Raw genomic sequence first — 26588 nt, 5'->3', positions numbered from 1 at the left:
AAGCGCCTCGAGGCCATAATTTATTGATATTTCAAATACTTAAAATGGCAGGGGCGGTAGGGCTCGAACCTACGACAACCGGTTTTGGAGACCGGTACTCTACCAACTGAGCTACACCCCTACAGGAAAACGGCGCGCCGTCATTTCCGCGCCGTTTGAAGCATATGCGACGCCTGATTTGCAAGAGGCGAAGCGCCCCCTCCGAAATCAAATCCCGCCGGAATCAAAACGGCGGGCAAGGGAACAAGCCCCTGCCCGCCGCCTGTATCGATTACTCGATGATCGAGGCCACCACGCCTGCACCGACGGTGCGGCCGCCTTCACGGATGGCGAAGCGCAGCTTCTCTTCCATCGCGATCGGCACGATCAGGTGCACTTCCATGGCGATGTTGTCGCCCGGCATCACCATTTCGGTGCCTTCCGGCAGATGCACCACACCGGTCACGTCGGTGGTGCGGAAGTAGAACTGCGGACGGTAGTTGGTGAAGAACGGCGTGTGACGGCCACCCTCTTCCTTGGTCAGAATGTAGGCCTCGGCCTTGAACTTGGTGTGCGGCTTCACCGAACCCGGCTTGCACAGCACCTGGCCGCGCTCGACGTCTTCACGCTTGGTGCCGCGCAGCAGCGCGCCGATGTTGTCGCCGGCCTGGCCCTGATCGAGCAGCTTGCGGAACATTTCAACGCCGGTGCAGATCGTCTTCTGCGTGGCGCGGATGCCGACGATTTCGATTTCCTCGCCGACCTTGACGATGCCGCGCTCGACGCGGCCGGTCACGACCGTACCACGGCCCGAGATCGAGAACACGTCTTCCACCGGCATCAGGAACGGCTGATCAACCGGACGCTCCGGCTGCGGGATGTAGCTGTCGACGTTCTTCATCAGTTCGAGAATGGCGTCGTGGCCGAGCTTAACGTCCGAGTTTTCGAGAGCGGCTAGTGCCGAACCCTTGACGATCGGAATGTCGTCGCCCGGGAAGTCGTACTTCGAGAGCAGTTCGCGGACTTCCATTTCCACGAGCTCGAGCAGCTCCGGATCGTCGACCATGTCGCACTTGTTCAGGAACACGACCAGCGCCGGAACGCCGACCTGGCGCGCGAGCAGGATGTGCTCGCGGGTCTGCGGCATCGGGCCGTCGGCAGCCGACACGACCAGGATCGCGCCGTCCATCTGCGCGGCACCCGTGATCATGTTCTTCACATAGTCGGCGTGGCCGGGGCAATCGACGTGGGCGTAGTGGCGGTTGGCGGTCTCGTATTCGACGTGCGCGGTCGAAATGGTGATGCCGCGGGCCTTTTCCTCGGGCGCCTTGTCGATCTGGTCGTAAGCGGTGAACGTCGCACCACCCGACTCTGCCAGCACCTTCGTGATCGCCGCCGTCAGCGACGTCTTGCCGTGGTCAACGTGACCGATCGTACCAATATTGCAGTGCGGCTTGTTACGTTCAAATTTTGCTTTGGCCATAGATCCACCTGTTAAGCCACGCCCGTGCGCAGCACCAAACCGGCGGCTGGTTACAAGGGAAAACGGCCCTGTTCAAGCCCGAACTTCTGGGCCAAGCTCGTCCAACCATGCCGGCGAGCCCCCTATGTAAGCCGGCAAATGACAAGATCAATCAAAGCACTATCGGGAGCCCCCATGAACGCCCAAACTGCCGCAAAACACGCCATTTCCCTCGAGACCCCCGAGCTGCCGCAGGCCCGGCCGGAAACGCTGGGATTGTCATCAAACCGTCTTCAAATCATGTCGGACGCGTTCAAGCGCGAGATCGACAAGGGCACCACGCCGGGCGTCACCATGCTGGTCTCCCGCCGCGGCCAGATCGGCTATTTCGAGGCCTTCGGCAAGCAGACGCCGGACGGCGCGACCGCGATGTCGCGCGATAGCCTGTTCCGCATTTTCTCCATGACCAAGCCGATCGTCTCGCTGAGCATCATGCAGCTGGTCGAGAACGGCCATATCCTGCTGAACGACCCGCTGGCGAAATACATCCCCGAATTCGCCGACACCAAGGTCGGCGTCGAGCGCAACGGCGCGCTTGAACTGGCGCTGCCGCTGCGCCCGATCACGATCCAGGACCTGCTGCGCCACACGTCGGGCATCTCTTATGAGATCACCGGCAACGGCATGGTGCAGCGGATGTACCAGAAGTCGAATCTGCGCAATCGCGACATCACCAATGAAGAACATGCGAAGATCGTCGCGGGCCTGCCGCTGATCTGCCAGCCCGGCTCTGAATGGAATTACAGCCGCTCCACCGACATTCTCGGCCGCGTCATCGAGGTCGTGTCCGGCAAGTCGCTCGGCTCCTATCTCACCGACAACATTCTGGCACCGCTGCAGATGGCCGAGACCGGCTTCCACACCGCGGCATCCAACAAGGATCGCATCGCGCACCCCTTCCCCACCGATCCCTGGACCGGCGAGAAAGTCGCGTTGTTCGATCCCCTGGAAATCCCGAAGATGGAATCCGGCGGCGGCGGCCTCGTATCAAAGACCATGGACTATGCCCGCTTCTGCCAGATGTTGCTCAATGGTGGCACGCTGGACGGCAACCGCGTGATCGGCAGACGCACGCTGCACCTGATGGCGTCCAATCACCTCAGCCCCAACGTGAAGCTCGAGACACATCTCGTGCCGCCCGGCCACAGCTTCGGCCTCGGCTTCGCCGTGCGCACGGACGAGGGTCACGCGCCCTATGCGGGATCGAAAGGCCAGTTCTTCTGGAGCGGCGTCGCCGGCACGTTCTTCTGGATTGATCCGCAGGAAGAACTGTTCGCGGTGTTCATGTCGCAAGGACCCGGCCAGCGGGAATATTTCAGGACGCTGATCCGGAGCCTGGTTTACGCCGCGGTGGAGTAACCAGAACTCGTCATTCCGGGATGAGCGTAAGTCGGCATAGCCGACTGAAGCTCAGACCCGGAATCCCGACATGGCCTGGCGCTGTCGGAGACTCCCATGTCGAGGTTCCCCGCCACTCCAAGTGGAGTGGCTGAGGTTCGTGGCCGCCGCCTTCGGCGACGTCCTCGCCCCGGAACGACGAGATTGATCTCAGCTAATCGTCGCGCCGCCGTCGATCACCATCGTCTGCCCGGTCATGAAATTCCCGGCTGCCGATCCCAGGAACACCGCGGCGCCCGCGATCTCATCGGGGATGCCAATGCGCAGCAGCGGCGAGCGTGCGGTGGAGGCCTTGAGGTTCTCCGGATTGTCCCACAGCGCCTTGGCAAAGTCGGTCTTGATGAGGCCCGGCGCGATGCAGTTCACACGAACATTGAACTTGCCGTATTCGCAGGCGAGATTGCGCGCGAGCTGCATGTCAGCCGCTTTCGAGATCGCATAGGCACCCAGGATCGTCGAGCCTTTCAACCCGCCGATCGACGACACGATGATCACCGAGCCGTCCTTGCGTTCAATCATGTCGGGCACGACCATGCTGGTCAGCCAGTTGTTGGCGACGATGTTGTTGTCGAGAATCTTGCGGAACTGATCGTCGGAAATGCCCGCCAGCGGCCCGTAATACGGATTCGACGCAGCGTTACACACCAGCACGTCGATCTTGCCGAAAGCCTTCTTGCTTTCATCGACCAGGTTCTGCAGGTTTTCCTTGCTGGAGATATTCGCAGCAATCGCCACCGCAGTCCCCTTGCCGAACTGCGCGTTGATCTCCTTCGCCACCTCGTCGCAGACATCCTGCTTGCGCGACGAGATCACCACCTTGGCGCCGTGCTCCGCCATGCGCTCGGCAATGGCGCGGCCGATGCCACGCGTCGAGCCGGTGATGACGGCGACTTTTCCGGTCATGTCGAACAGGTTCATGTTTCTCTCCCCTTGATCCGGCATATGCCGGTTTGTTTTTGATTTATGCGAGTTTCGTCGGCGTCACTTCCGGCCCCGCCGGCTGATGCATCGCTGCATGCGACGGATCGGCGATCCAGGGCTGCTGGTTGACCATCGGAATGCGCCAGCCGCTGTGGCCGTCGCTGGCGAGATGATCGAGCCGCGTGACCGAGCAATTGTCGATGGTGAAAGCGAGGCCACGATCCGGCTGATCGTTGAGCGCGAGGCCGATCGCCGCCTTGATCGTGCCGCCATGCGCCACTGCAATGATATCCTTGCCAGCGTGCTCGACATTGATGCGTTCGATGCCACGGCGCACACGGTTGTAGAGGTCCATGAAACTTTCGCCATTCGGCGATGGCTCGTCGATCGGCGCAAACCAGTAACTGCCGACATTGATCGGACGGCTGGCGAAGAACGCGGCGCGGTTCATGCCCTGCCAGTCGCCGAGATGCTGTTCGGCGAAATCCGCTTCATGCGGCATCGCGTCGGGCTTCGGAAATCCTGCGGCCCAGATCGCACTCGCCGTCTGATGCGTACGTTTCAGATTGCTGGCGACCCAGACGGCATTACGTGGAAGGATCTTGCCGACCGCATCGAACACCACGCGGTCGCTGCAGTCGCAGTCCATGTCCTTCTGGCCGTAGATATTGCCGCCGTCACTCCGCACCGGCGCGTGTCGCACCCACCACCACCGCGTCGCCGTCACACCTTGAGGGACTGTATGCTGCGCCACGAACGGTTTCTCGGCGTTGGACATCGTGACCACCCTTCAATACTGTTTCATCCGTCCTACGTCAGAGCGCGAAGCGCCTCAAGCATCTTCGCAGCTTGGCACGCATCATTGAATTCCATATGGCGGCACGCCGCACAAAAAACATACAGGGAGAGAGTTATGGGCCGCCTCGCAGGCAAATCCGTCATCATCACCGGCGCAGGCAGCGGCATCGGCCGCGCCGCAGCGCAACTGTTCTCGCTGGAAGGCGCGAAGCTCATCATCGTCGACCGCAGCGAGAGCGTGCATGAGACCGCCAAACTTGTGAGCGATGCCGGCGGCACCATTGAAGCGATCACGGCGGATGCCGGTTCCGAGAGCGATGTGAAAGCCTATGTCGAAAAGGCACTGTCAAAATACGGCAAGCTCGATGCGATCTGGGCCAATGCCGGCGTATCGGGCGGCCTCGTGCCGCTGCTCGAACAGACCGTCGAGCAATGGCAGGAGATCCTGCGCATCAATCTGATCGGGCCGTTTCTCGCGATCAAACATTCCATGCCGCATATGGTGAAACAGGGCCATGGCTCCATCGTTCTCACCGCCTCTGTCGCAGGCCTGAAGTCCGGCGCCTCCGGCCATCCCTATGCGTCGAGCAAGGCCGGCGTCATCAGCCTGGTGCAGACCACGGCCTATTCACTCTCCGGCACCGGCGTGCGCATCAATGCCGTATGCCCCGGCCTGATCGAGACCGGCATGACCAAGCCGATCTTCGACAATGCCAAGGAACGCGGCACACAGGGCAAGATCGGCCAGCTCAATCCGCTGAAGCGCGCCGGCCAGCCGCATGAACTCGCGGCGATGGGATTGTTTCTGGCGAGCGACGAAGCGTCCTATGTGAACGGCCAGGCGATCCCGGTGGACGGCGGCCTCACAGCGTCGATGCCCTATGCGGGCAAGCCGATCTAAGACAGGACGCTATAGCGCGGCGTGATCGCCGCGCTATACGCCATCCGGCGGAGCGTTCGATGAATTCGTCGCCAGCAAACGGTCGCGCACGCGCTCGCGGTGGAACGTGTAGATGCCGGACAGTACGATCACGCTCGCGCCGAGCACCATCATGGCGTCGGGCACGTCACCGAAGACCAGATAGCCCAGCAGCATCGCGTAGAGCATCTGCGAATAGCGCATCGGCGCGACCGACGAGACGTCGCCGACGCGCAGCGCGAGGATGACGCACTGGAATCCGATCAGCGTCATCACGGCCGCCAGCGCAAGGAGGGCGAGCAGATGAACGGATGGCACGCTCCAGTCCCCGTGCAGCAGGGTGAACACTGCGCCTGCCAGGGTCACCGCAACGGCGGTGAGAAAGGTCACGAACAGCGTGGGAATCTCGGCCGGGATGCGTTTGGTGACGAGATCGCGCGTGGCGTAGAACAACACCGATAGCAGCGCCACCAAAGTGAACTGGCTGAACCCCTCGGCACCCGGCCGCACGATGATCAGCACGCCAATGAAGCCCGCGGCAATCGCCAGCCATCGCCGCCACCCCACCGGTTCGCCCAGGATCAGCACGGCGCCGCAGGTCATCACCAGCGGCAGCGATTGAACGATGGCGGTCACATTGGCGAGCGGTAGCGCGCTGACCGCGACCAGGAACAGCGCCGAGCCGCCGATCTCCCCGGAGATGCGCAGCGCCACTGACGGCACGAACAGCAGCCGCAGCGGCCGCAGCGCGCCCTGATGCGCCGCCAGCGCACCGATCATGACGCTGGCAAACAGCCCGCGCAGCATCATGACCTGGCTGAAATGCATCTGCACGGTGAGGAATTTGGCAATGGCGTCGTTGATGCTGAAAGTAGCCATGGAGACAGCCATCAGCAGGCTGCCGCGCAGATTGGGAGAGAGAGGCAAGACAATCCTGGGTGAGTTACGGTCAGAGCAGACAGACTCTGAACAGAGCAAGACTCAGGCCAAATGATTGCGCGTCATCTGCACCAAAACGGACAAGCGAGCCAGATGGCTCACGCGTCCCTGCCATTCACTGCGCGCTGGCCTGATGGCCCGGCGCCAAGCCTACAACCCATCCGGCGGCATGCTCGGCGCACTGGCCGCCGGCAACCGGTTGCGAACACGCTCGCGATGGAACGCATAAAGACCGGACAGCACGATCACCGACGCGCCGAGAACCATCGGGCCGTCGGGCACATCACCGAACACGAGGTAGCCAAGCAACATGGCCCACAGCAGTTGCGAGTACCGGAACGGCGCAACAGCGGAGATATCGCCGGCGCGCAGCGCCAGGATCACGCACTGATATCCAATCAGCACCAGCACAGCAGCGAGCGCCAGCAGGCCGAGCGACCGGTTCGAGGGTGGCGTCCAGCCGCCCAGCGGAACGAGCAGGATGGCGCCAACGATCGTCACAACGATGGTCGTCAACAACGTGACGAACAGTGAAGGGATTTCGGTCGGAATGCGCTTGGTCGCGAGATCGCGCACGGTACAGAACGCGACCGACAACAGCGCCAGCAGCGAAAACTGGTTGAATCCCTCCACGCCGGGCCGGACCACAATGAGAACGCCGACGAAGCCCGCGGCGATCGCCAGCCAGCGTCGCCAGCCCACCTGCTCACCGAAGATAAGTGCCGCACCGAGCGTGATCGCGAGTGGCAGCGATTGAAAGATCGACGATACGTTCGCAAGGGGTAGATGTGCGAGCGACGCCAGAAAAGTCACGGTGCCGCCGATCTCGCCGAATACGCGCAGCGCCACAGACGGTACGAACAGGATGCGCAGCGGACGCAGTGCCTTCTGCTGGGTGGCGAGCGCGCCGATCAGCACGACAGCGAACAAACCGCGCACCAGCATCACCTGGCCGAAGTTCATGTGCAGCGTCAGGAATTTCGTGAGGGCGTCGTTGAGGCTGAAGCCGGCCATGGCCGTGGCCATCAGCACGCTGCCGCGAAGATTGGGAGAGAGAGGCAAGTGCGTTTCCAGGTCGATCGACGCAGCAGCACTTGCTGCGGCCGGCCCTCTTAGCGGGGCATCTCTGAAGCGATCATGAAAGAGGCGCGATCCCCAGTCGGTCGCGCCTCCTATGGTCTATTTCGCGCCGGCGAGCTGCGCATATTTCCACGACGCCTGCGCCAGCGGCACGGTGCGCTTGGCAGACTCCATCGCCTTAGCGGACGACGCGGTGCCATCGCGAACACGGCCGGCAATACCCTGCAGAATGCCGGTGAGCCGGAACAGGTTGTAGCAATAGTACCAGTTCAGATCCGGCACGCTCTTGCGGCCGGCCTTGTCGCAATAGATCCTGGCGGCCTCATCCATGGTCGGGATGTTGAGCGCCTTGAAGTCGAGCCCGTCGAGGCCCGGCATGATCCACTGCATCAAAAGATAAGTGAAGTCGGCCATCGGATCGCCCAATGTCGACAGCTCCCAGTCGAGCACCGCCTGCACCTTCGGCTGCGTCGTATGGAACACCATGTTGTCGATGCGGTAGTCGCCATGCACCACCGACACCCGCTCCTGCTCCGGAACGGAGGTCGGCAGCCATTCGATCAGCCGCTCCATTTCCGGAATGAGCTGCGTCTCGGAGGCGCGATACTGCTTGGTCCAGCGATCGACCTGACGGGAAAAGTAATTGCCGGGACGACCGAAATCGCCGAGCCCGATTTTCTCGGGATCGTAGCTGTGCAGTTGCGCCAGCGTCTCGATCTTCGCGGTGAAGATCGCGCGGCGATCTTCCTTCGGCACCGTTGGCAGCGCCGGGTCCCAGAAGATCCGGCCGTCTTCCATCGACATGATGTAGAACGCCGAACCGATGACATTGTCATCGGTGCAGAGTGCGTAGGCCTTGGCGACCGGGAAGCCCTGCTTGCCCAATGCCGCGATCACCTTGTATTCGCGATCGACGGCGTGCGCCGATGGCAGAAGCTTGCCGAACGGCTTGCGCCGCATCACGTAGGACTGCTTCGGCGTATTCAGCCGATAGGTCGGGTTGCTTTGTCCGCCCTTGAACTGCAGGACAGTCAGCGGTCCCTCATAGCCTTCCACATGCTCGCGCATCCAGGCCTCGAGGCTCATCTCGTCGAAGCGATGCCGCTCCTCGACTGGCCTCGTGCCGTTATACTCGTCGTCGCGCTTCACACCATCGGTCACGTCAGTCTCCGCTTAGCGTTTCTTAGTGCTTCGACTCATTGGCATACTTGCGCAGTTCGAGCCGCGCAATGGCACGGTTGTGCACCTCGTCCGGACCGTCGGCGAGACGCATGGTGCGCATCGACGCATAGTCACGGGCGAGACCCGCATCGTCGGACACGCCGGCGGCGCCGTAAGCCTGGATCGCATTGTCGATGATCTTCAGCGCCATATTCGGGCCGGAGACCTTGATCATCGCGATTTCGAGCTGGGCGGTCTTGTTGCCGACCTTGTCCATCATGTCGGCGGCCTTGAGGCAGAGCAGACGGTTCATCTCGATATCGGTGCGGGCTTCAGCGATGCGCTGCTCCCAGATCGAATATTCGATGATCTTCTTGCCGAAGGCGGTGCGCGACGACAGCCGGCGCACCATTTTCTCCAGCGCTTCCTCGGCCTTGCCGATGGTGCGCATGCAGTGATGGATACGGCCCGGACCGAGACGGCCCTGCGCGATCTCGAAGCCGCGGCCTTCGCCGAGCAGGATGTTGCTGGCAGGCACGCGGACATTGTCCAGCTTCACCCGCGCATGGCCGTGCGGTGCATCGTCGAAGCCGAACACCGGCAGCATCTTCTCGATTGTCACACCCTTGGCATCGCGCGGCACCAGGATCTGCGACTGCTGCTGATGCTTCGCCGCGCTCGGATCGGTCTTGCCCATCACGATCATCACGGCGCAGCGCGGATCGCCCATGCCCGACGACCACCACTTGGTGCCGTTGATGACGTATTCGTCGCCATCGCGCTTGATCGAGGTCTCGATATTGGTTGCGTCCGACGACGCGACATCCGGCTCGGTCATCAGGAAGGCGGAGCGGATCTCGCCGTTCATCAGCGGCTTCAGCCACTTCTGCTTATGCTCTTTCGAGCCATAGCGCATGAACACTTCCATATTGCCGGTGTCCGGCGCGGAGCAGTTGAACACTTCCGACGCCCAACCGATATGGCCCATCTGTTCGGCGAGCAGCGCATATTCCAGATTGCTCAGTCCCGCACCGTGGAATTCGTCGTCTTCATGCGACGACGGCGGCATGAACATGTTCCACAGGCCTTCGGCCTTCGCCTTCTTCTTCAATTCCTCGACAATCGGGATCACCTTCCAGCGCTCGCCCGCTTCGTCCTGCTGACGATAGATCGGCACGGCGGGGCGGACATGCTTGGTCATGAAGGAGGACACGCGCTCGAGCCATTCGCGCTGGCGGTCCGACATATTGAAATCCATGGGGCGATCCTCGCGTTTTTTAGAATTGTTGGCGGCACTGTTGTCCCGTCGCTGGATCACCGCAAGAGCAAATTTGTCTCTGCTGATGCGGCACAGATCCGCGCGGGGGCGATGGCGTTGAGCAGATGCAATATGCCATCAGGCGCACATTGACATTTCCCGACGCTCAAACGATAGTTTCATACACGCGTTTGAAATGCAATGACCCCGATCCGCGCCGCTTGCATGGGGCCATGTTGCAAAAGGACCGGTTTTGATCAGGACGATCGCATGGCAGCAGACCACACACGGACGGCGATCATCACCGCAGCCGAACGGCTCTATGCCGAACGCGGTTTTGCGGATGTGACCATGCGCGACATCGTGGCCGCAGCGGACGTCAATCTCGCGGCGGTGAATTATCATTTCGGCAGCAAGGACGAACTGATCGCCGAACTGTTCGTGACGCGCAGCCTCGCCACCAATCGCGAGCGCCTACGCGAATTGAAGGCGGCGGAAGAAGCCGGCGACGGCCGTGCTGACATCCATGCGATCTTTGCCGCCCTCGTCGGTCCGACGCTGCGCGGCTGCCTCGGCCCCGAGAAGCAGCGCTCGGATGCCGCGCGCTTCATGATCCGCGCCTCGATCGAATCCGTGCCGCCGATCCGCAAGATCAAGAACCGCGAGGTCGATCACCTCAAGCGCTTCGCCGCGGCGATGCGCCGGTCCCTGCCCGATCAGGATCCCGCCGATATCTTCTGGGCGCTGCATTTCGCGCTGGCCATGGCGCACCAGACCATCCGCGACAGCGAACGCCTGACGCGCATGTCGGACGGGCTGTGCGACCTCAACGATGTGCAGGCGATCACCGACCGCGTGGTTGCGGTCGCAGTCATGGCGCTGATGGGGAAACCGGCCAAAGCCCCGCTGAAGGAACCGGCCAAGGCGAAAGCGCGCGCCTGAACCATAAGCCCGGTTCCCGCTTCAGATTGCTGGTGACGTCCCGCCGATTCGCAGCGTATTCCGGGAGCGGATCGGGACCCCAGCATGAGCGCACAGGACGCCATCGACTTCGTGTCGGACAATATCGCGGAAGTGGGCACGCTGATGCGCTCGCTGTCCGGCCGCTATGAGGGCATTTTCGGCAATCTGCGCGCTGCCTATGGCGTCGCCTTCGAACAGGCGGACAGCATCGCGGATGCCGCGCGCGACGCGACCGCCATCGCGGACGCCGCCACCGCAGCCATTCGCGACAACATCCCGAACCAGCCCGGCAATGCCTGCACCGGCGGCTGCGCCGCCTGCTGTCATCTCTATGTCCAGGTGCCGCCCGGCACTGCGACGGTGATGGCGCAGCATATCGCCGCGCATTTCGCGCCGGACGAACAGGCGGCACTGCGCGCCCGCCTCGAAGTCGCCGCGGCTGCCGCACGCGACGCCGCCGACGTCATGAAACTCCGCATGCGCTGCGCGCTGCTCGGCGCCGACAACCGCTGCACGGTCTACGAGGTCCGCCCGCTGACCTGCCGTGCCTTTACGTCGCGCTCGGTGGCGCGCTGCCACGACGTGGTGTTCGGCGACGTGCCTGAAGGCACCGGTGTCGAACAGAACGCCGCGCATTTCCGCATTCACATGGAAGCGACCTTCGCGCTGGAGCAAGCAGCGCGAAATCGCGGCCTGCCGGATGCGCAGAAGGGATTGGCGCAGGCGCTGCTGGATGAAATGGGCGCCATCGCTGGGCCTGCACTGGAAGCGAAGCGCCATACCGGCTCGTGATGGCGAATGCGCGACCTCGCTCACGACCAGTTCACCCGACATCGTCCAGGGGCTGACGCCCGCTCTGCCACCGGCTATCGGCGCCGCCATTTCCGTGCGTGGTGGACTGGCGCAGAGGCAGTTGGCTTTGGAAAGATCGAGCCCGATTGGTTTGTGACGTAGCCGCGGGATTCCTGCAGTCGGCGCTGGTAGCCCGGCGAGTTCATAATGTTACTGGCACCGCCTCGGGCAGATGCAGCATCAGCGAGCGCGAGTTCAGCAACGGCAGCCAGGATGAGTAGCGCAGCTCTCTTTGACATGATGGTCATAGTTCGAACCTCTCCGACCTGAGCAAGCAGCGCAAGGCAAAATCGTTCCGATAATCACCTGGCAGCTGAAATGAGGCTGCAACCGCGCAGCCGCGTTCCCGATCACTGCGTCGTGATCCTCACCCACGTAATCATCGCGATCCCCGAACGTAACTCTGTCGGCACCAAGCCAGAGCGTCACGTGAAAGGACGAAATATGAGAGCGTTTTCTGCTGTAATCGCCGGGCTGGGCATTGCCCTGCTGAGTGCAGCCACCATTTCCGCCGCAAGCGCAGCCGAGACGGTTCGCGTGCGCGGCACCGTCGAGAGCGTCGACGGCGCGAAGCTGACGGTCAAAACCCGCGAGGGCAATTCGACCGCGATCAAGCTGAACGACAACTGGAAAGTCACCGGCGTCGCCAAGGCCTCGCTCAACGACATCAAGCCCGGCGACTTTGTCGGCATCGCCTCGCTTCCGAAATCGCGCGGCGGCGACGGCGCCCTCGAAGTCCTGATCTTCCCGGCGGGCATGAAGGGCACCGGCGAAGGCAGCTATCCCTGGGATCTGAAGCCGAACAGCACCATGACCAACGCCACCGTCACCAACGCCGTCAAGGACGTCGACGGCCGCAACATCACGGTGACCTTCCACGGCAAGGAAAAGACCATCTCGGTCGCGGATGACACCACGGTCGTCACCTTTGCCGCTGCCGCGCAGGGTGACCTCAAGCCGGGCACGGCCGTGTTCGTGCCGTCACAGAAGGCGGATGACGGAACGCTCTCCACCGGCAACGTGGTCGCCGGCACCAATGGCGTCGTGCCGCCGATGTAGCCCCGCGAAGCGCGCATTGCGCCAGGAGGATCAGTCGAGCGGCTTGTCGTCTTCGGTCGGAGGCTCCGCTTCCGGCGAGCAGATGTCGCCGCCGCCGAACTGATCCTCCGGAGGCGGATGGTCGCCAGGGATCGTGAGCGGATCCGGCTTTTCGCCCGGATCTTTGGACCCCTGCTCTGCCGGCTTGCGTCCATTCATCTTGATGTCTCCCTTTGCGGGCCAACGCCACCACGCGCAATCCGTTGCATGGGCGCATGTCCCGATGGGGACGATGACCGATATCGCTCGGTCCGTTGAACGAAAACCTGTTCAGGACTGACCCAGTACCGACCGAACGGTCCTGGAGACGATGTCATGAAGCGGTTTCTGATCTTCCTTGTGCTGTTTCCCGCCATTGCCACGGCGGCGTTCTACGTCGTGACCTACATCTTGACGGGCGCGGCGCAGGACAGCGGCACAGGGCCGGTTCTCATCTATCTCGTCTTCATCGTGCCCGGGCTGCTCGTCGCCCTGCTCGACTGGCTGGCCGCCAGATCATCCATTCCTGCCGTCATCATCACGACGCTTCTGACCTACGGGGCAACGGTGCTGGTGATGGGCTTGCTGCTCGGATGGAGCAAACAGACCCTGGCGCTCGGCCTCATTGGTGCCATTCCGGCCGGCTTGTGTTCGTGGCTGTCGGGCCGTAGCGACGACGCGGCGCAGGCGTCGTCGCCGGCATGATGCGTCCTAGATCCGCGCCGCGATCAACTGCCGGATGAATTCCGGCGCCTTCGCGCTGGGGAGCCACCGCGTCACCGCGATCATGTCGGCGTCGCAATCGATCCAGATCATGTTGCCGCCGGCGCCGAGCGCATAGACCGCCGTCTCCGGCGCGGCCTTGTTGGCATGCGGCCCGCGGTTCAGCCACCACAGGAAACCGTAATTCGGCTGCTGCGACGACTGCGCCCACATGGCATCGACCCAGCTTTGCGAGAGCAGCCGCTGGCCATTCCAGTCGCCGCCGCGCGCCATCAAGAGGCCGAAGCGCGCATGGTCCTCCGCGCCGATGAACATCCCGCCGCCCCAATGTCCGCCGCCCGGCACCGACTGCATCCGCTGGCCGTCGATCTCGACAAAGGAATTCTCGTAGCCAACCCACTCCCAGTCCTTGGACGCGCCGATCGGATCCATGATGCGCGCACGCAGCACATCCGGCAGCGGCCGCTTGAACAGATTCAGCAGGCAGAGCGACAGCAGGTTCACGCGGACATCGTTATATTCGTAGAAGCTGCCCGGCGTTTGCCACTCCCGCAGCTCGCCCTTGCGGCTGTTGTCGGCATTCGGCGCGACCAGACGGTTGTGATCGATCTGGTCCGGCTTGCCGAACAGCTCGCCGCGCCATTCGCTGGTCTGTTGCAGCAGATGCCGCCAGGTGATGTCAGCATTATGCGCATCCGCAAACAGCGGCCCAGGCACGCGCGTGGCCACGGGCTCGTCGATATCCCCGATCAGCCCGTCATCCAGCGCGAGGCCCGTCAGCACGGCGAGATAGCTCTTGGCGATGGAGAAGGTCATATCCGCCCGCGCGATCTCACCCCACGCCGCCAGCACGCGACCATTTTGCAGCACCATGCCCGCCGACCCGCCGCGCTCGCGCACCGGCCCGAGCACCGCGCTCCATGGCCCGGTCTCATTCCAGTCCACATTCGGCGCGTAGCGGCCGTCGTCGTAATAGAAGCCGCGCGGCCACGGCGTTTCATTGGCCTGCGCAAACGCAACGGCAGCAGCGAGTCTGTCCGGCGCATAGCCGGCCGCGCGCGGATCGATTTTGTCCCAGGCGTTTGCGCTTGTGGGAAAATAACGTGAATCAGTCATGGAGATATCAGGCTCGCTTTGGATGACGCGCCACGGTTATTGACCGGATGGGATGCGGGGGCAACCCTAGCCGCCATCCGCATTGACCGGCCGCTGAGTCACCTCGTCCGGCTTGAAGGGCAGCTCAGGCTCAGTGTCCGCAACCGCCTTCGCATTGAACGCCTGTTGTGCGCTCTGAACGCGTTTTTCTGCCTCTTGAAACAAGTCATCCGCGTTGCTCGCCACCACCGACCGAGGGACCGATTTGATCGAGCTGCTCACGCGCCAGAACGAGCACGCCCAAACGCTCAGCATTTTCAAGGTCTGCTTGCAGTTCCGCACGAGCCAGCGTCGAGACCATGATCGGGAGTAGCTTGAGATGACCACTATTAGATTGATCGAGACGGGACCGCAGGGCGGCGTGGCGCGACACCAACTTCGCTAGTTTGTTCTCAGTCTTGAGCAAGCCAGTGGTGCACTCTACAATCGCTAGGTGTCCCTGCGGCGTAACAAGAACGATGTCGGAGAAATCTTGTGTGCGCGCCGTTGTCCCTAACTGAATAGTTCCAAAGCCTAGCATCCAAAACATCCAAGCAATGGCGACCTCCAAATCCCGAGCGTCGTAACTTTTGCCACGGGACCGCGCCATAAATTCGGTAAGAATGGCAAGACCCGGATCAAATGTCTCGACTACAACGCGCCTTGAGTTTTGCGATGTTGTGGGATCAGTGATGAACCAGTGAGTCTGTGCAACGCCATTGTATATTGCATAGCAATGCAAGATTGCCGCCTTCTTTACGTCAAGCTCGAACTTCCCAACTTGTCTTCCCGCCTCCTGCGTCCACGCAAATTGTGCGCCGACAAGTGATCCGCGCTTGACTTCGCCGGGCGCGATCTCCCGATAGCCAACCGAGGCTTTACTAGTGTCTAGGGTGTCGGCTAGTCGAATTGTGATCTGCGCCTTGTCTTCAACAATTCGACATGAATCGCCATCGAAACCCATGACGTCGGTAGCAATGACTTCGACTGTTATGAAGTCCGTAAATAAGCCGCCTAGGCGATATTCAGAGAGAAGCTCTTGGATAGAGTCGAACGGGATAGGCGAGCTTCGCAGTTCCCAATCCAAGACGCTCGGTCCCGCAGATAGTAGCTGCGCAGCCCCCGTGATCTTCAAGACATTCAGCCGTGATTGGGCCTGTAGTGCCGCGGGATGAAGCGGCGTGAAAGCTGTTCGGTGGGAGGGGGGCGTTTGTGGAAATATCAGCGGCCCGTGTGGCGTGTCCAACGCACCTTCACTAAGCCTGCTGATTACTTCTTGAAACGTTTTACCTACGTCTGAGAGACGAAAGTGACCGGCCCTCAGGTTTTCAGACTGAAAATGAGTGAAGGGCATTTTCGATGGAAAGGAGCTGAGCCACAGCATGCCTTGAACCAGCACGAAATCCGCACCCGAGCGAGTGGCGAGATACGCAAACGAATTCTCACGATATCCCGACTCCCAAGGACTAATCGCTTCAAGGAAATTTTTGACATGGAAGTTTCCGTGGACGTCAAATGCCATGCTCGCTCTCCCCGTCTCACCTTCCCGCAACTTGGGGATGACAGCAAGGACAAGGATCGCGCCAAAGAGCGTCCGCAACTCGGAATCACAGGGTTTCTGAATCGCCTGTGCTGCTGCGACGAATAGGCCTAGCGCTCGTTACGACGATTTGAAGCAGGACCTCGACGCGACGATTAGCAAGTTCGTATCTTACTTGAGACGAGCGGGGTAAGAGCGGCCTAGGCCTAGCGGTACAACGTGAGGCGGTTACCCGGTTTCTCAATGGCGACTAATGGAAGCTGGTGGGGAAGTACGTTGAGGTGGAGAGCGGCAAACGAAACTCGCGGCCCCAGCGTCAAGCAGCCATCAGTTACGCTATCCATCAACAACTTGCACTGCCACGGGCATAACTGGCGTGCATGGAGCGGGTAGAGGGAATCGAACCCTCGTATTCAGCTTGGAAGGCTGCTGCTCTACCATTGAGCTATACCCGCGTGCCGCGTCAGGTAACACGTTGCGCGGCGGGTCTCAACCTCATGTGAGGTCGCATCCCCTGCCCGCTGCGACCGGCGGATTACGGTTGGATTTCAAGGGGATGGCGTGTGGACATGCGATTTTTGGCTTGAGGCCGACCGTGGATGCCGGGCCACCTCGCTCGTCATTCCGGGGCGTGCGTCGCCGGCGAAGCCGGCAGAGCACGAACCCGGAATCCCGGTGTGTTTGGCGCTGACCAGAGACTCCCATGCTGGGATTCCGGGTTCGCGTGCGCGAAGGCGCGCTCGCGCCCCGGAATGACAGTTTGGGGCGGCGAGACAGCGACCAAACATTTTTTCCTACTCCTAATTGACAATATACCTAAATGGATTATGTTCCTTCTCGTCCGGCCTCGATGAGAGGGGCGAGCGCGATCGTCATGTTCGCGGGGCTGGATGCGGTGGACGCCGGAGATGCGGCGTTACGCGGTTCACGGGTGACGTCTGTCTTCGGGCAGGGCGGATCTGCGCCAGCACTGCCACTGGCAAGGAGACGTTTGGCCTTCGGATGGAAAGATCTCTGGACAGTGTGACGGACGACCAAATCGAAACGCGTCCGGCCAAGTGCTTTGCGGCTACCCTGTCCCTCCGCCCTGGGACATTAATTTTGGTGATGGGACCGTTCGCCATGGCAGATGTGCAGGCAACCGAAAAAACACCGCAGGCGGAACGCCGGGCACTTGCCCTGCGCCTCCGAAAGTCCTGATGCACTCACAATTGCGGAAGACCGCATTCGGCATCAGGCCCAAGGGTGCAACGGGCACCCGGCGTTCCGCACGCCCTCTTTTCGGAGAGGGTGGATGGGAATGCTCATAGCTCGGACGCGCAAGCGCCGCGAGACTGCGAACGTGTGTTTTCAGGGATGATGGGGCTGTTTGAAATTCACATTTGCGATGGCGCGACGGCGGCCGCCCCACACACAATCGTCATGCCCGGCGCATGCCGGGTATCCACGTCTTGGCCACGAAGGAGAAAGACGTGGATGGCCGGAACAAGTCCGGCCATGACGTAGAGAGAGAGCGGGACCGCCTCTTCCCGCTAGAAGCGCCTCGCCTATTGCGCGAAGCGCTCCCCGTGCCTTTACCAGGTCGCGAGCACCGAGCCCTTGAAGGTCTTCTCGATGAAGTCCTTCACCTCGGGCGACTGATAGCTTTCCACCAGTGTCTTCACCCAGGGCTTGTCCTTGTCCACCGCACGCACGGCGATGAGATTCGCATACGGGCCCTTCGGATCTTCGCGCAGGATCGCGTCCTTGACGGGATCGAGGCCGGCCTGGGTGGCGTAATTGGTGTTGATGCCGGCGACGTCGACGTCAGGCAGCGTGCGCGGCAGCTGCGCGGCATCGACCTCGGTGATCTTCAGCTTCTTCGGATTGTCTGATATGTCGAGCAAGGTCGGCTTGAAGCCGACGCCGTCCTTCAGCTTGATGATGCCCTTGTCCCGCAGCAGGATCAGCACGCGGCCGCCATTGGTCGGATCGTTCGGGATCGCCAGCGTGGCGCCTGACTTCACCTCGTCCCAGGTCTTCACCTTCTTCGAATAGATGCCCATCGGGAAGTTGATGGTGTTGCCGACAGCGACGATCTTGTATTTGCGATCGGCCACCTGATTGTCGAGATAGGGCTGATGCTGGAACGAATTGGCCTGCAGGTCGCCGGCTTCCAGCGCCGCATTCGGCACCACGTAATCGGAGAATTCGACGATCTGGATGTCGAGGCCCTTCTTGGCGGCGACGGCCTTGGCGGCTTCCAGCACCTGCGCATGCGGACCCGGGGTCACGCCGACCTTGATGGTCTCGGCGGAAGCAGCGCCGGTGAGTGCGGCGAAGGCGAGGATAGAGAGAAAGTAACGACGAAGAGACATGGTGTTTTCCATTGTGAGTAAACGAGTGTGAGCGGGCCCGCTGATGCGGGTGACCACTCAGGAATGTCGCGTGCGCTTGTCGAGGCGGCGCGAGATGAAATCGCCAAGGCTCTGCACGCCCTGCACGAGACAGATCAGCACGGCGACGACCGTCGCCATGACTTCCGGCATGAAGCGCTGATAGCCGTAGCGGATGCCGAGATCGCCAAGCCCGCCGCCGCCGACGGCACCGACCATGGCGGAATAGCCGATCAGGCTGACGGTTGCGAGCGTGAGCGCCAGCGTCACCGCCGGCATCGCTTCGGGCAACAAGACCTTCCAGACGATCTGCAGCGGGCTGGCGCCAAAGGCACGCGCGGCCTCGACGAGACCCTGATCGACTTCGCGGATGGCGCCTTCGATGACCCGGGCGATGAACGGCGTCGCCGCGATGGTCAGCGGCACCACGGCAGCGCTGGTGCCGATGGAGGTGCCGGCGATCAGCCGCGTCAGCGGCACGATGGCGACCACGAGAATGATGAAGGGCGTCGAGCGCGTGGCATTGACGACGAGGCCAAGCAGCCGATTGACGTTCGGCGCCGGGAACAGCTCACCTGCCCGGCTGGTCGCCAGGAAGATGCCGAGCGGCAATCCCGCCAGCGTGCCGAAAATGCCGGCCAGCGCCACCATGGTGAGCGTGTCCAGCGTCGACCACAGGATCATGTTGATCAGTTCAGGCGACATAGCCGAGATGCTCCACGGTGTTGCGGGTCGCGGTGAGATCGGCGATCAGCTTGGCCTGCAATTCCGGCTCGGCTGCGACGGAGGCGATCAGCGTGCCGAACGGATGATCGGCGACATATTCGATCTGGCCATGCATGATGTTGAAATCGACATTATAGGCGCGGGTCAGCCGAGACAGCACCGGCTCGTCGGCATCGGCGCCGGTGAAGGCGATACGGATGACGGCCTGACGGCCCGGCGCGTAGTCCGCCAGCAGCTTGGCCTGCAGCCATTCCGGCACATTGCCGCCGGTCACTTCGCCGACGAAACGCTTGGTGGTGGCATGGGTCGGCTTCGAGAAAATCTCGTAGGTCGTGCCCTGCTCGATAATCTGGCCGCCTTCCATGACAGCAACGCGCTGCGCCAGCTTCTTCACCACCGACATTTCGTGGGTGATGAAGAGAATCGTCAGGTTGAGATCGGCATTGATCTGCTTGAGCAGCGCAATGATCTGCGCCGTGGTCTCGGGATCGAGCGCCGAGGTCGCCTCGTCCGACAGCAGCACCTTGGGTTTGGTAGCGAGCGCACGCGCGATGCCGACGCGCTGCTTCTGGCCGCCGGAGAGTTCGGCCGGATAGCGGTCACGCTTGTCGGCAAGACCGACCATGTCGAGTAGCGGTTCGACGATTCCCTTGATGTCCTTGCGCGGCGTACCGGCGATCTCCAGCGGCAACGCGATATTGTCAAACGCAGTGCGCGACGACAGCAGGTTGAAATGCTGGAAGATCATGCCGATCGAGCGGCGCGCCTGACGCAACGCCTTCTCGTCCAGCGATCCGATGTCGAGGCCGTCGACGGTGACCTTGCCATGGGTCGGCTGCTCGAGCCCGTTGATCAGGCGGATGAGCGTCGACTTGCCGGCGCCGCTCTTGCCGATCACGCCGACAATGGCGCCTTCGGGCACGACGAGATCGATATTGTCGACCGCCTTCACCTCGGCGGAATCCTTCCGCGACGGGAAGATCTTGCTGACGCCATCGAAGGAGATGATGGCACGCCCTTGTTGGCCAGGATCTTGCGGATCGAGAACTGGCACGGGCGCTCCGGTCGGCTTGGACAGGGGAGCGTTCATTGAATGACGTTTCTGCGCAGTTGTGAAGCACGGGGCCGGCCTGCGTGTCGCGGGCGCCGTGGCTGCAACCTACTGATTTCGGGCAACATTTCAACCGCACTGCACAAATGAGGAAAATCGAGCGGTTTCAACGGCCTGCGGGAGGAAAAGAGTGCCGGGAGACGGCTGGTGACAGCGCTAATCGTCTCCCGGCGAGTTTTCGGGAGATCAGGAGCCCGGGGTCCAGGTCCAGACGATGTCCTTCACATTGATCGCCTTGGGGATCAGGCCGAGCTTGTGGAAGCGATCCGCCGTTTCCTGCTGGGTGGCAATGATCCGGTCATTGATCGGGACCACCGTGTAGTTCGACCGTTCGACGGCGCGCGTGGTGGCGGTCTTGTCGACACCGGTCGCCTCCTGCAGCCGCGTCGCCACCTCGGCGCGATTGGCTTCGGCCCACTTTCCTTCATCGGCAAAGGTCTTGTTGAATAGCGCGACGATGTCCGGATGCCTGGTAGTGAAATCCTTGTTGGCGAGGAAGAACGAAATGGAATCCTGCACGTCCTTGGAAAAGGACACCACCCGCGCCTGCTTGCCCTCGGCGAGCGCCAGATACGGATCCCAGATCGACCACGCGTCGATATTGCCACTGGCAAAGGCCGCCACGGCGTCGGCGGGGCCGAGATAGACCGGCGTGATATCCGCATAGGTCAGTCCGGCCTTCTCCAGCGCGGCGATGATGGTGTTATGCGCGCTCGATCCCTTGCCGAAGCCGACCTTCTTGCCCTTGAGATCGGCGAGCGTCTTGATCGGCGAATTCTCGGGAACGATGATGCCCTGATTGTAGCCCCGCGACGGGATGGCCGCGATATAGACGAGATTGGCACGCGCGGCCTGCGCGAAGATCGGCGGCGCGTCGCCGGCATAGCCGAAGTCGACATTGCCGGTGTTGATGGCTTCGAGGATCGGCGGCCCGAACTGGAATTCGACCCATCGGACGCTGACGCCCTTTTCCTTGAACACCTTCTCCAGCGTCGCGCGCTGCTTCACCGCCGGGAAGATGCCGGCCTTCTGGAAGCCGATGCGGATTTCCTTCAGCTCCTGCGCCGTGGCTGGCGATGCGGCGAGCCCGGCGGACAGCAACAGTGCTGCGGAGAGACCTGCGACCACAGATCGTCGGGAATAGGACATGCGCTGTTGCTCCATTTGCGCCCGGGCGATGCAAGGGCGTGATGGCGAAACGCTACGCGCGATTGCGAAGATTGTGCTTTCAAAGGTCGCGGGCAGTCTGCAAGTTTTGCAATCCGCAGGTCAGCTCCGGGAGCAGCTTCATCTCCGCCGCAGGGAAATAACCTGCTCTTCCGGAGCCACCCGGAAGGCATGTGGAGAACGTTTCCGCTGCACAACAAGGCCATCGCAGCATGCCTGCATCGCCGCGCCCGGAACTACAGTTGGCCATTTCATTGACGGAAACGCGCCGCTCTCGCACCTTTGCTGCTCACGAAACATCATCAGCAAAGCAGTGCCAACATGCTTCCGATCCACATCGCCCCCTTCATCGAACGCTTCGTGTTCCGGCGCACCCGGGCGCTGCAACTGGCTGCCGTAGCCTCCATGCTGTCGGTCTCATTCGCTTGCGCGCAGACGCCGGACACGGTGCGCATCGGCTATCAGAAATCGTCGACGCTGATCGCCGTGCTGAAGACCAATGGCGAATTGGAGAAGGCGCTCGCGCCGCTCGGCGTGAAGATCAGCTGGCATGAATTCACCAGCGGCCTGCCGCTGCTGGAGGCCATCAACACCAACAATGTCGATTTCGGCGCCGATGTCGCCGACACCGTGCCGCTGTTCGCGCAGGCCGCCGGCGCCAAGCTCGCATACATCGCCGAGGAAGCCGCCTCGCCTGCCGCGCAGGCCATCGTGGTCCCCGCAGAGTCGCCGCTCAAGACCGTCGCCGATCTCAAGGGCAAGAAGGTTGCGGTGACCAAGGGTGCCGGCAGCCACTTCCTGCTGCTCGCCGCATTGAGCAAAGCCGGCCTCACCTTCAAGGACATCCAGCCGGCCTATCTGCCGCCGGCCGACGGCCGCATTGCCTTCGTCGGTGGCAATGTCGATGCCTGGGTGGCTTGGGACCCGTTCCTCACCAGCGCGCAGCGTCAGTCCAATGCGCGCGTGCTTGCCGATGGCAGCAACGGTCTTGCCAGCTACAAGCGCTATTACCTGTCCTCGGCCGCCTATGCGGACAAGCGCGGCGACGTGCTGAACGTGATCTTCAAGAAGCTCGACGAAACCGGCAAATGGGTGAAGGCGCAGCCGAAGGATGCCGCAAAACTTCTCTCCGGCCTGTGGGGCATCGACGCCGCCACCGTCGAGGAAGCCAATAGCCACCGCTCCTACAAGGTCGGCGCCGTGACCAAAGCCGGCCTGTCCGAGCAGCAGATCATCGCCGACGCCTTCTTCGCCGAAAAGCTCATCCCCGTGAAGGTCAACGCCGCCGACGTGACGATCTGGTCGCCGAAGTAACGCCCTCTCCGTACCGAAAGCTCATCTCATGAAACGTCTTCTCTCGGCGCTCACCGCGGCCGCCCTCACACTCGCGCCCCTGGCAACCGCAAACGCACAGTCCGCTCCCAAGACCGAACTCAAAGTCGGCTTCGTGCCCGGCCCCTATATCGACGGCTTCAAGAAGGGCGTCGAGCCCGAACTGAAAAAGAAGGGCTACACCGTCAAATACTATGAGTTCTCGACGGGCCTGGAAGCCAACACCGCGGTGTTCAAGAACGATATCGACGCCAATGTGATGCAGCACACGGTGTTCCTCGACAGCTATAACCAGCGCCAGAAGACCGACCTCACCGGCATCATCACAGTGCCGACGCCGCCGATGGGTCTCTATTCGACCAAGCACAAGACATCCGACGCCGTGAAGGCCGGCGCCACCGTGGTGGTGCCCAATGATCCCGTGAACCTGCAGCGCGCACTGTGGATTCTGCGCGACCTCGGCTGGATCGAGATCAAGGACAACAACCCCGTCGATGTCACCGAGCTCGACGTGATCAAGAATCCAAAGGGCATCAAGATCGTCCCGCTGGAGAACGCGCAGGCGCCGCGCGCCCTCGGCGATGCCGACTTCGCCGCCGTGCAGGGCAATTTCGCGATCTATAGCGGGCTCAAACTGACCGAGGCCTTCGCGCTGGAAAAGATGACCAAGCCCTATACCAATGTCGTGGCCGTCCGCCGCGGCAATGCCGAGACGCCGTGGGCGAAGGACATCGTTGCCGCCTATCAATCGGACACGTTCAAGACCGCTATCCGGAGCGACAAGTTCTACGCCGGCTTCACCCTGCCCGAATACTTCAACTGAGCACAACCTGCGCGCGCAGGCAGCCCTAGCGCGACGATCATACCCAGCCGCGGATTTGACTCCCAGCGCGGCTCGGTTACGCTTTCCGGAGGCGTTATGAGACGCCTTCGGAAACGAGGGATATGAGAGGTCAGGTCGCCGGGCTATTGCTGGTCTTGTGTGCGATCGCCACACCGGCGACCGCCCAGACGCCTTCGAGCTTCGAGATCGCCGCCCGCTCCCGCGGCACCCCCGACATTCCCGGTCTCAACATGGTCTGGCTGAGACCATGGACCGATCTCCGCCACGCCCGGGAATGGCGCAACATCGTCGTGCATCAATCGGAAGGCGCGGTCGGATCCGCCTGGCGTAACGCGGTCGCGCAGATGCAGAAACCCGATCGCCGCGGCGTCGCCATCTGGATCGAGACCGACGGCACGGCTTACTGGTCGACGCCCGAATGGGCGGTACCGAAACATCTCAACCGCGGCAATCGCAACGACAACAAATATATCGACAACAGCGGGACCTATCAGCAGATCGACGATGACTCATCGATCGGGGTCGAGTTCGTCGGCAACTACCCCAATGTCCGCAAGCCGCCGACCGACGCGCAGATCGCAGCCTGGCGCGTGCTTGTCCGCGTGTTGCAGGCCCGCTACGACATCCCGAATGAGCGCGTCTTCGCCCATAACTGGATCGACTACAAGGATCGCCGCTACTGCGAGGGCTGCGAGCTTGCCAGGATCGCCCGGACCCAGGGAATCGAGACTGCGCAGCAGATGGCCCCTGCGCATCAAGTCGAAAGCGGCAAATAGGCCTTACGTCCCCACCCGCAATGCCGCGCGCTGTTTGCGCAGATAGGCGATCACCGACAGCGCCGTGATGCGGCCGGTCTTCGGATTCTCCGACGGGATGTTTTCGATCTGCATCGAGAACCGTGCAGAATCCGAATCCACTTCCACGCGATGGACGTTGCGGGTGAGCGCCGGATCGGCCCAGATTTCCAGTGTTGTGGCGTCGGGGCCTGCGCCTGCGAGCGACAGCGCAACGGCGACATTGAGATTGGCGGGGAAGCCCTTGGCGGCCTCGCGCGCCGTGCCCTCGAAAATCTTCATCGGTTCGGTGATGCTCTCGATGTCGATCTTGTTCTCGACGATATAGGGCGCGCCGGCGAGGCCCTTCACCGGCTTGCGCGTTACCATCTTCACCGACGAGATCTTGCCCTCGGCGGCAGCAGTCACGGCATCGAGCCCGATCAACGCGCCGGTCGGCACCACGATCTGACCACCGTTCTGCTTAGCAAGTGCGACGAGATCGTCGTTGAACAACAGCGCTCCAGCGCTCAGCACAATCGCGGTCTTGCCCTTGCTGACGAACGGCTTGACGATCTCGGGCAACAACGCCGCGGGCGCACATTCGATCACGATATCGGCGACATCCACGAGATCCGCGATCGGCAGCACCGGCGGCGCCTTGCCGAGACCGGACAGGAACGCCTGATGCTTCTCCGGATTCTGCACGGCAACCGCCGCCAGAACCAGGCCGTCGATGCCGCGGTCCAGTGCTTCGGCCACCTTGCGGCCGATCGGGCCGAGGCCAACAATGGCCACGCGCGTGGCAGACTTTGCTTCAGTGCTCATCAGGTCTATCTCGTCCAACGATTTCGGGGGCACGCCGCCACATCCGGAAACGGTTCTCCCCCGGAAAGGCCGCAATGTCCATGCGGTGACATCGGCCAGTTTAGAAGGCTTCCGGCCTCACGCCATCGTGCGGCACGTGCGACAATCCCGGACTTGCACGTAAAAGGACGTTTCGCTACCTCTGCCGTGATTGCTGTCTCGGCGAGGCTGCACGTAAGCGTTAACGTGAACCAACGCGCCGATCGAACCTGATCCAGGCTCGACCTGCGCGACTCCGCGTCAAACAGGCCGATCTGGATTCCCCGGGAATCCACATGACCGACACATCTTCAGACACCATTTCCAACGATCTTCATCGCATCACGCGCGTTCGCCACGAGTTGAAACGCCGTCTGCTCACCGTCAAGCGCGTGACCTCAATCACGCCGCACATGAAGCGCGTCACCCTCACGGGCGACGACCTCGAAGGCTTCGTCAGCGCGTCCTACGACAACCACGTCAAGGTGTTCTTCCCACGCCCCGGCGAAGTCGAACCTTTGATGCCGGTCTTCAGCGAAGGCCGTGTGCTGGTCGATGAAAGCGCGCGGCCAATCGCGCGCGACTACACGCCGCGGCGCTATGACGAAGCCGCGAAAGAGCTCGACCTCGATTTCGCCATTCACGATGCGGGGCCTGCCACGACCTGGGCCACCCAAGCGAAGCCAGGCGATAAAATCGGTATCGGCGGCCCGCGCGGCTCGTTCGTCGTGCCGGACGACTTCGACTGGTACCTGCTGATCGGCGACGAAACTGCCCTGCCCGCCATCGGCCGCCGACTTGAAGAACTGCGTCCTGCCACACGGGCCATCGTGATCGCAGAAGTCGCCGATGCTGCCGAGGAGCAGACCTTCGCATCCAGGGCATCCGTCACAATCAACTGGCTGCATCGTGGCCTGCAAAGCGCCGGCTCGACCACCCTGATGGAGGATGCCTTGCGCAACCTCAAACTTCCCGTTGGAGACGGCTATGCCTTCATCGCCGCGGAATCCGAAGTGGCCAAGCGCCTCCGCAGGATTCTCGTCGACGAGCGCCAGCATCCCAAAGCATGGGTCAAGGCATCGGGCTATTGGAAAGGCGGCGCAGAGAACTATCATGAGCCGCATGACGACTGACCGTCGCGTCCCGGACT

25 protein-coding genes and 2 tRNA genes are annotated in these 26588 nt (G+C 62.0%); 10 read left to right on the top strand and 17 right to left on the bottom strand.

The features are described from left to right. Positions 1 to 45: 45 nt before the first annotated feature. Positions 46 to 121 (bottom strand) — tRNA-Trp (locus AB8A38_RS00750). Positions 122 to 271: 150 nt separating this feature from the next. Then, a complete protein-coding gene (tuf, locus tag AB8A38_RS00745) occupies positions 272 to 1462 on the bottom strand; it encodes an elongation factor Tu (RefSeq protein WP_315842708.1) in 1191 nt (396 codons plus the stop codon). Between the two features lie 174 nt (positions 1463 to 1636). Between tuf and AB8A38_RS00740 the strand changes: the two genes are divergently transcribed. Continuing rightward, on the top strand, positions 1637 to 2860 hold the full coding sequence (locus AB8A38_RS00740; RefSeq protein WP_439084598.1) for a serine hydrolase domain-containing protein: 1224 nt from the start codon (positions 1637 to 1639) through the stop codon (positions 2858 to 2860). Positions 2861 to 3049: 189 nt separating this feature from the next. Here AB8A38_RS00740 and AB8A38_RS00735 read toward each other — a convergent pair whose 3' ends face one another. Together AB8A38_RS00735 and AB8A38_RS00730 are read right to left on the bottom strand one after the other, a co-directional pair. Then, positions 3050 to 3817, bottom strand: a complete 768-nt coding sequence (locus AB8A38_RS00735; protein WP_315842726.1) for an SDR family NAD(P)-dependent oxidoreductase — start codon at positions 3815 to 3817, stop codon at positions 3050 to 3052. A gap of 43 nt (positions 3818 to 3860) precedes the next feature. Further along, a complete protein-coding gene (locus tag AB8A38_RS00730) occupies positions 3861 to 4598 on the bottom strand; it encodes a histidine phosphatase family protein (RefSeq protein WP_120293136.1) in 738 nt (245 codons plus the stop codon). Positions 4599 to 4733: 135 nt separating this feature from the next. On the opposite strand from AB8A38_RS00730, the gene AB8A38_RS00725 reads away from it, so the two are divergent. Continuing rightward, the gene (locus AB8A38_RS00725) at positions 4734 to 5519 is read left to right on the top strand and encodes an SDR family NAD(P)-dependent oxidoreductase (RefSeq protein ID WP_089264739.1); all 786 of its coding nucleotides are present in this window, start codon (positions 4734 to 4736) and stop codon (positions 5517 to 5519) included. 33 nt (positions 5520 to 5552) lie between these two features. Here the strand turns inward: AB8A38_RS00725 and AB8A38_RS00720 are convergent, their stop codons facing one another. The 4 genes from AB8A38_RS00720 to AB8A38_RS00705 form a co-directional block, all read right to left on the bottom strand. Then, a complete protein-coding gene (locus AB8A38_RS00720) occupies positions 5553 to 6464 on the bottom strand; it encodes a DMT family transporter (protein ID WP_439084597.1) in 912 nt (303 codons plus the stop codon). A gap of 162 nt (positions 6465 to 6626) precedes the next feature. Then, the gene (locus tag AB8A38_RS00715; RefSeq protein ID WP_439084596.1) at positions 6627 to 7538 is read right to left on the bottom strand and encodes a DMT family transporter; all 912 of its coding nucleotides are present in this window, start codon (positions 7536 to 7538) and stop codon (positions 6627 to 6629) included. A gap of 117 nt (positions 7539 to 7655) precedes the next feature. Further along, positions 7656 to 8717: a phosphotransferase family protein gene (locus tag AB8A38_RS00710; RefSeq protein ID WP_315842731.1), complete on the bottom strand. Its 1062-nt coding sequence runs from the start codon at positions 8715 to 8717 to the stop codon at positions 7656 to 7658. A gap of 22 nt (positions 8718 to 8739) precedes the next feature. Continuing rightward, complete coding sequence (locus AB8A38_RS00705) at positions 8740 to 9975, bottom strand: acyl-CoA dehydrogenase family protein (RefSeq protein WP_068731553.1); 1236 nt, start codon at positions 9973 to 9975, stop codon at positions 8740 to 8742. A 270-nt stretch (positions 9976 to 10245) separates the two neighbouring features. Between AB8A38_RS00705 and AB8A38_RS00700 the strand changes: the two genes are divergently transcribed. The 3 genes from AB8A38_RS00700 to AB8A38_RS00690 all read left to right on the top strand — a co-directional run bounded on the left by AB8A38_RS00700 (position 10246) and on the right by AB8A38_RS00690 (position 12849). Then, positions 10246 to 10917, top strand: a complete 672-nt coding sequence (locus AB8A38_RS00700; protein ID WP_439084595.1) for a TetR/AcrR family transcriptional regulator — start codon at positions 10246 to 10248, stop codon at positions 10915 to 10917. 84 nt (positions 10918 to 11001) lie between these two features. Then, positions 11002 to 11730 (top strand): YkgJ family cysteine cluster protein, encoded by a 729-nt coding sequence (locus AB8A38_RS00695; RefSeq protein WP_439084594.1) that lies wholly within the window; start codon positions 11002 to 11004, stop codon positions 11728 to 11730. 504 nt (positions 11731 to 12234) lie between these two features. Continuing rightward, the gene (locus AB8A38_RS00690) at positions 12235 to 12849 is read left to right on the top strand and encodes a hypothetical protein (protein ID WP_439088441.1); all 615 of its coding nucleotides are present in this window, start codon (positions 12235 to 12237) and stop codon (positions 12847 to 12849) included. A 30-nt stretch (positions 12850 to 12879) separates the two neighbouring features. Here AB8A38_RS00690 and AB8A38_RS00685 read toward each other — a convergent pair whose 3' ends face one another. Next, a complete protein-coding gene (locus AB8A38_RS00685) occupies positions 12880 to 13047 on the bottom strand; it encodes a hypothetical protein (protein ID WP_439084593.1) in 168 nt (55 codons plus the stop codon). 156 nt (positions 13048 to 13203) lie between these two features. Between AB8A38_RS00685 and AB8A38_RS00680 the strand changes: the two genes are divergently transcribed. Continuing rightward, on the top strand, positions 13204 to 13572 hold the full coding sequence (locus AB8A38_RS00680; RefSeq protein ID WP_439084592.1) for a hypothetical protein: 369 nt from the start codon (positions 13204 to 13206) through the stop codon (positions 13570 to 13572). A 6-nt stretch (positions 13573 to 13578) separates the two neighbouring features. Here AB8A38_RS00680 and AB8A38_RS00675 read toward each other — a convergent pair whose 3' ends face one another. The 7 genes from AB8A38_RS00675 to AB8A38_RS00645 all read right to left on the bottom strand — a co-directional run bounded on the left by AB8A38_RS00675 (position 13579) and on the right by AB8A38_RS00645 (position 21625). Further along, positions 13579 to 14706, bottom strand: coding sequence for a serine hydrolase domain-containing protein (locus AB8A38_RS00675; protein ID WP_439084591.1), 1128 nt, complete (start codon positions 14704 to 14706; stop codon positions 13579 to 13581). A gap of 205 nt (positions 14707 to 14911) precedes the next feature. Continuing rightward, on the bottom strand, positions 14912 to 16246 hold the full coding sequence (locus tag AB8A38_RS00670; RefSeq protein WP_439084590.1) for a hypothetical protein: 1335 nt from the start codon (positions 16244 to 16246) through the stop codon (positions 14912 to 14914). Between the two features lie 399 nt (positions 16247 to 16645). Next, positions 16646 to 16719 (bottom strand) — tRNA-Gly (locus AB8A38_RS00665). A 1119-nt stretch (positions 16720 to 17838) separates the two neighbouring features. After that, positions 17839 to 18633 (bottom strand): MetQ/NlpA family ABC transporter substrate-binding protein, encoded by a 795-nt coding sequence (locus AB8A38_RS00660; protein WP_439084589.1) that lies wholly within the window; start codon positions 18631 to 18633, stop codon positions 17839 to 17841. 45 nt (positions 18634 to 18678) lie between these two features. Continuing rightward, positions 18679 to 19344 (bottom strand): methionine ABC transporter permease, encoded by a 666-nt coding sequence (locus AB8A38_RS00655; RefSeq protein WP_068732062.1) that lies wholly within the window; start codon positions 19342 to 19344, stop codon positions 18679 to 18681. Continuing rightward, complete coding sequence (locus tag AB8A38_RS00650; protein ID WP_439084588.1) at positions 19334 to 20455, bottom strand: methionine ABC transporter ATP-binding protein; 1122 nt, start codon at positions 20453 to 20455, stop codon at positions 19334 to 19336. The genes AB8A38_RS00655 and AB8A38_RS00650 overlap by 11 nt, the downstream gene beginning before the upstream one ends. Positions 20456 to 20662: 207 nt before the next feature. Then, entirely contained in the window at positions 20663 to 21625 is a 963-nt protein-coding gene (locus AB8A38_RS00645; protein WP_439084587.1) for an aliphatic sulfonate ABC transporter substrate-binding protein, read from the bottom strand. 339 nt (positions 21626 to 21964) lie between these two features. Here AB8A38_RS00645 and AB8A38_RS00640 point away from each other — a divergent pair, with 339 nt between their 5' ends. The 3 genes from AB8A38_RS00640 (at position 21965) to AB8A38_RS00630 (ending at position 24595) form a co-directional block, all read left to right on the top strand. Then, positions 21965 to 22957 carry an aliphatic sulfonate ABC transporter substrate-binding protein gene (locus tag AB8A38_RS00640; RefSeq protein WP_439084586.1) on the top strand — a complete coding sequence of 331 codons (993 nt, stop codon included), beginning with the start codon at positions 21965 to 21967 and terminating at the stop codon, positions 22955 to 22957. Positions 22958 to 22985: 28 nt separating this feature from the next. Further along, complete coding sequence (locus tag AB8A38_RS00635; protein WP_439084585.1) at positions 22986 to 23798, top strand: MetQ/NlpA family ABC transporter substrate-binding protein; 813 nt, start codon at positions 22986 to 22988, stop codon at positions 23796 to 23798. A gap of 122 nt (positions 23799 to 23920) precedes the next feature. Next, positions 23921 to 24595 carry a peptidoglycan recognition protein family protein gene (locus AB8A38_RS00630; protein ID WP_315842750.1) on the top strand — a complete coding sequence of 225 codons (675 nt, stop codon included), beginning with the start codon at positions 23921 to 23923 and terminating at the stop codon, positions 24593 to 24595. 3 nt (positions 24596 to 24598) lie between these two features. Here AB8A38_RS00630 and AB8A38_RS00625 read toward each other — a convergent pair whose 3' ends face one another. Continuing rightward, positions 24599 to 25420, bottom strand: coding sequence for an aspartate dehydrogenase (locus AB8A38_RS00625; RefSeq protein ID WP_439084584.1), 822 nt, complete (start codon positions 25418 to 25420; stop codon positions 24599 to 24601). A gap of 314 nt (positions 25421 to 25734) precedes the next feature. On the opposite strand from AB8A38_RS00625, the gene AB8A38_RS00620 reads away from it, so the two are divergent. Beyond that, a complete protein-coding gene (locus tag AB8A38_RS00620) occupies positions 25735 to 26571 on the top strand; it encodes a siderophore-interacting protein (RefSeq protein ID WP_439084583.1) in 837 nt (278 codons plus the stop codon). The last annotated feature ends 17 nt before the right edge of the window (positions 26572 to 26588 follow it).

The sequence above is a fragment of the Tardiphaga sp. 839_C3_N1_4 genome (assembly GCF_051811045.1).
Classification (GTDB): Bacteria; Pseudomonadota; Alphaproteobacteria; order Rhizobiales; family Xanthobacteraceae; genus Tardiphaga.
The sequence above is the reverse complement of the archived record's forward strand: the minus strand, read 5'-3'. Positions and strand labels throughout refer to the sequence as shown.

Bases quoted from the DNA above. Each gene is read 5' to 3' on its own strand.
- AB8A38_RS00650 (WP_439084588.1), bottom strand. From the start codon at position 20,455: ATGAACGCTCCCCTGTCCAAGCCGACCGGAGCGCCCGTGCCAGTTCTC.
- AB8A38_RS00725 (WP_089264739.1), top strand. From the start codon at position 4,734: ATGGGCCGCCTCGCAGGCAAATCCGTCATCATCACCGGCGCAGGCAGC.
- AB8A38_RS00645 (WP_439084587.1), bottom strand. From the start codon at position 21,625: ATGTCCTATTCCCGACGATCTGTGGTCGCAGGTCTCTCCGCAGCACTG.
- AB8A38_RS00655 (WP_068732062.1), bottom strand. From the start codon at position 19,344: ATGTCGCCTGAACTGATCAACATGATCCTGTGGTCGACGCTGGACACG.
- AB8A38_RS00635 (WP_439084585.1), top strand. From the start codon at position 22,986: ATGAAACGTCTTCTCTCGGCGCTCACCGCGGCCGCCCTCACACTCGCG.
- AB8A38_RS00700 (WP_439084595.1), top strand. From the start codon at position 10,246: ATGGCAGCAGACCACACACGGACGGCGATCATCACCGCAGCCGAACGG.
- AB8A38_RS00680 (WP_439084592.1), top strand. From the start codon at position 13,204: ATGAAGCGGTTTCTGATCTTCCTTGTGCTGTTTCCCGCCATTGCCACG.
- AB8A38_RS00730 (WP_120293136.1), bottom strand. From the start codon at position 4,598: ATGTCCAACGCCGAGAAACCGTTCGTGGCGCAGCATACAGTCCCTCAA.
- AB8A38_RS00675 (WP_439084591.1), bottom strand. From the start codon at position 14,706: ATGACTGATTCACGTTATTTTCCCACAAGCGCAAACGCCTGGGACAAA.
- AB8A38_RS00620 (WP_439084583.1), top strand. From the start codon at position 25,735: ATGACCGACACATCTTCAGACACCATTTCCAACGATCTTCATCGCATC.
- AB8A38_RS00705 (WP_068731553.1), bottom strand. From the start codon at position 9,975: ATGGATTTCAATATGTCGGACCGCCAGCGCGAATGGCTCGAGCGCGTG.
- AB8A38_RS00685 (WP_439084593.1), bottom strand. From the start codon at position 13,047: ATGAATGGACGCAAGCCGGCAGAGCAGGGGTCCAAAGATCCGGGCGAA.
- tuf (WP_315842708.1), bottom strand. From the start codon at position 1,462: ATGGCCAAAGCAAAATTTGAACGTAACAAGCCGCACTGCAATATTGGT.
- AB8A38_RS00640 (WP_439084586.1), top strand. From the start codon at position 21,965: ATGCTTCCGATCCACATCGCCCCCTTCATCGAACGCTTCGTGTTCCGG.
- AB8A38_RS00670 (WP_439084590.1), bottom strand. From the start codon at position 16,246: ATGGCATTTGACGTCCACGGAAACTTCCATGTCAAAAATTTCCTTGAA.
- AB8A38_RS00740 (WP_439084598.1), top strand. From the start codon at position 1,637: ATGAACGCCCAAACTGCCGCAAAACACGCCATTTCCCTCGAGACCCCC.
- AB8A38_RS00695 (WP_439084594.1), top strand. From the start codon at position 11,002: ATGAGCGCACAGGACGCCATCGACTTCGTGTCGGACAATATCGCGGAA.
- AB8A38_RS00735 (WP_315842726.1), bottom strand. From the start codon at position 3,817: ATGAACCTGTTCGACATGACCGGAAAAGTCGCCGTCATCACCGGCTCG.
- AB8A38_RS00690 (WP_439088441.1), top strand. From the start codon at position 12,235: ATGAGAGCGTTTTCTGCTGTAATCGCCGGGCTGGGCATTGCCCTGCTG.
- AB8A38_RS00630 (WP_315842750.1), top strand. From the start codon at position 23,921: ATGAGAGGTCAGGTCGCCGGGCTATTGCTGGTCTTGTGTGCGATCGCC.
- AB8A38_RS00625 (WP_439084584.1), bottom strand. From the start codon at position 25,420: ATGAGCACTGAAGCAAAGTCTGCCACGCGCGTGGCCATTGTTGGCCTC.
- AB8A38_RS00660 (WP_439084589.1), bottom strand. From the start codon at position 18,633: ATGGAAAACACCATGTCTCTTCGTCGTTACTTTCTCTCTATCCTCGCC.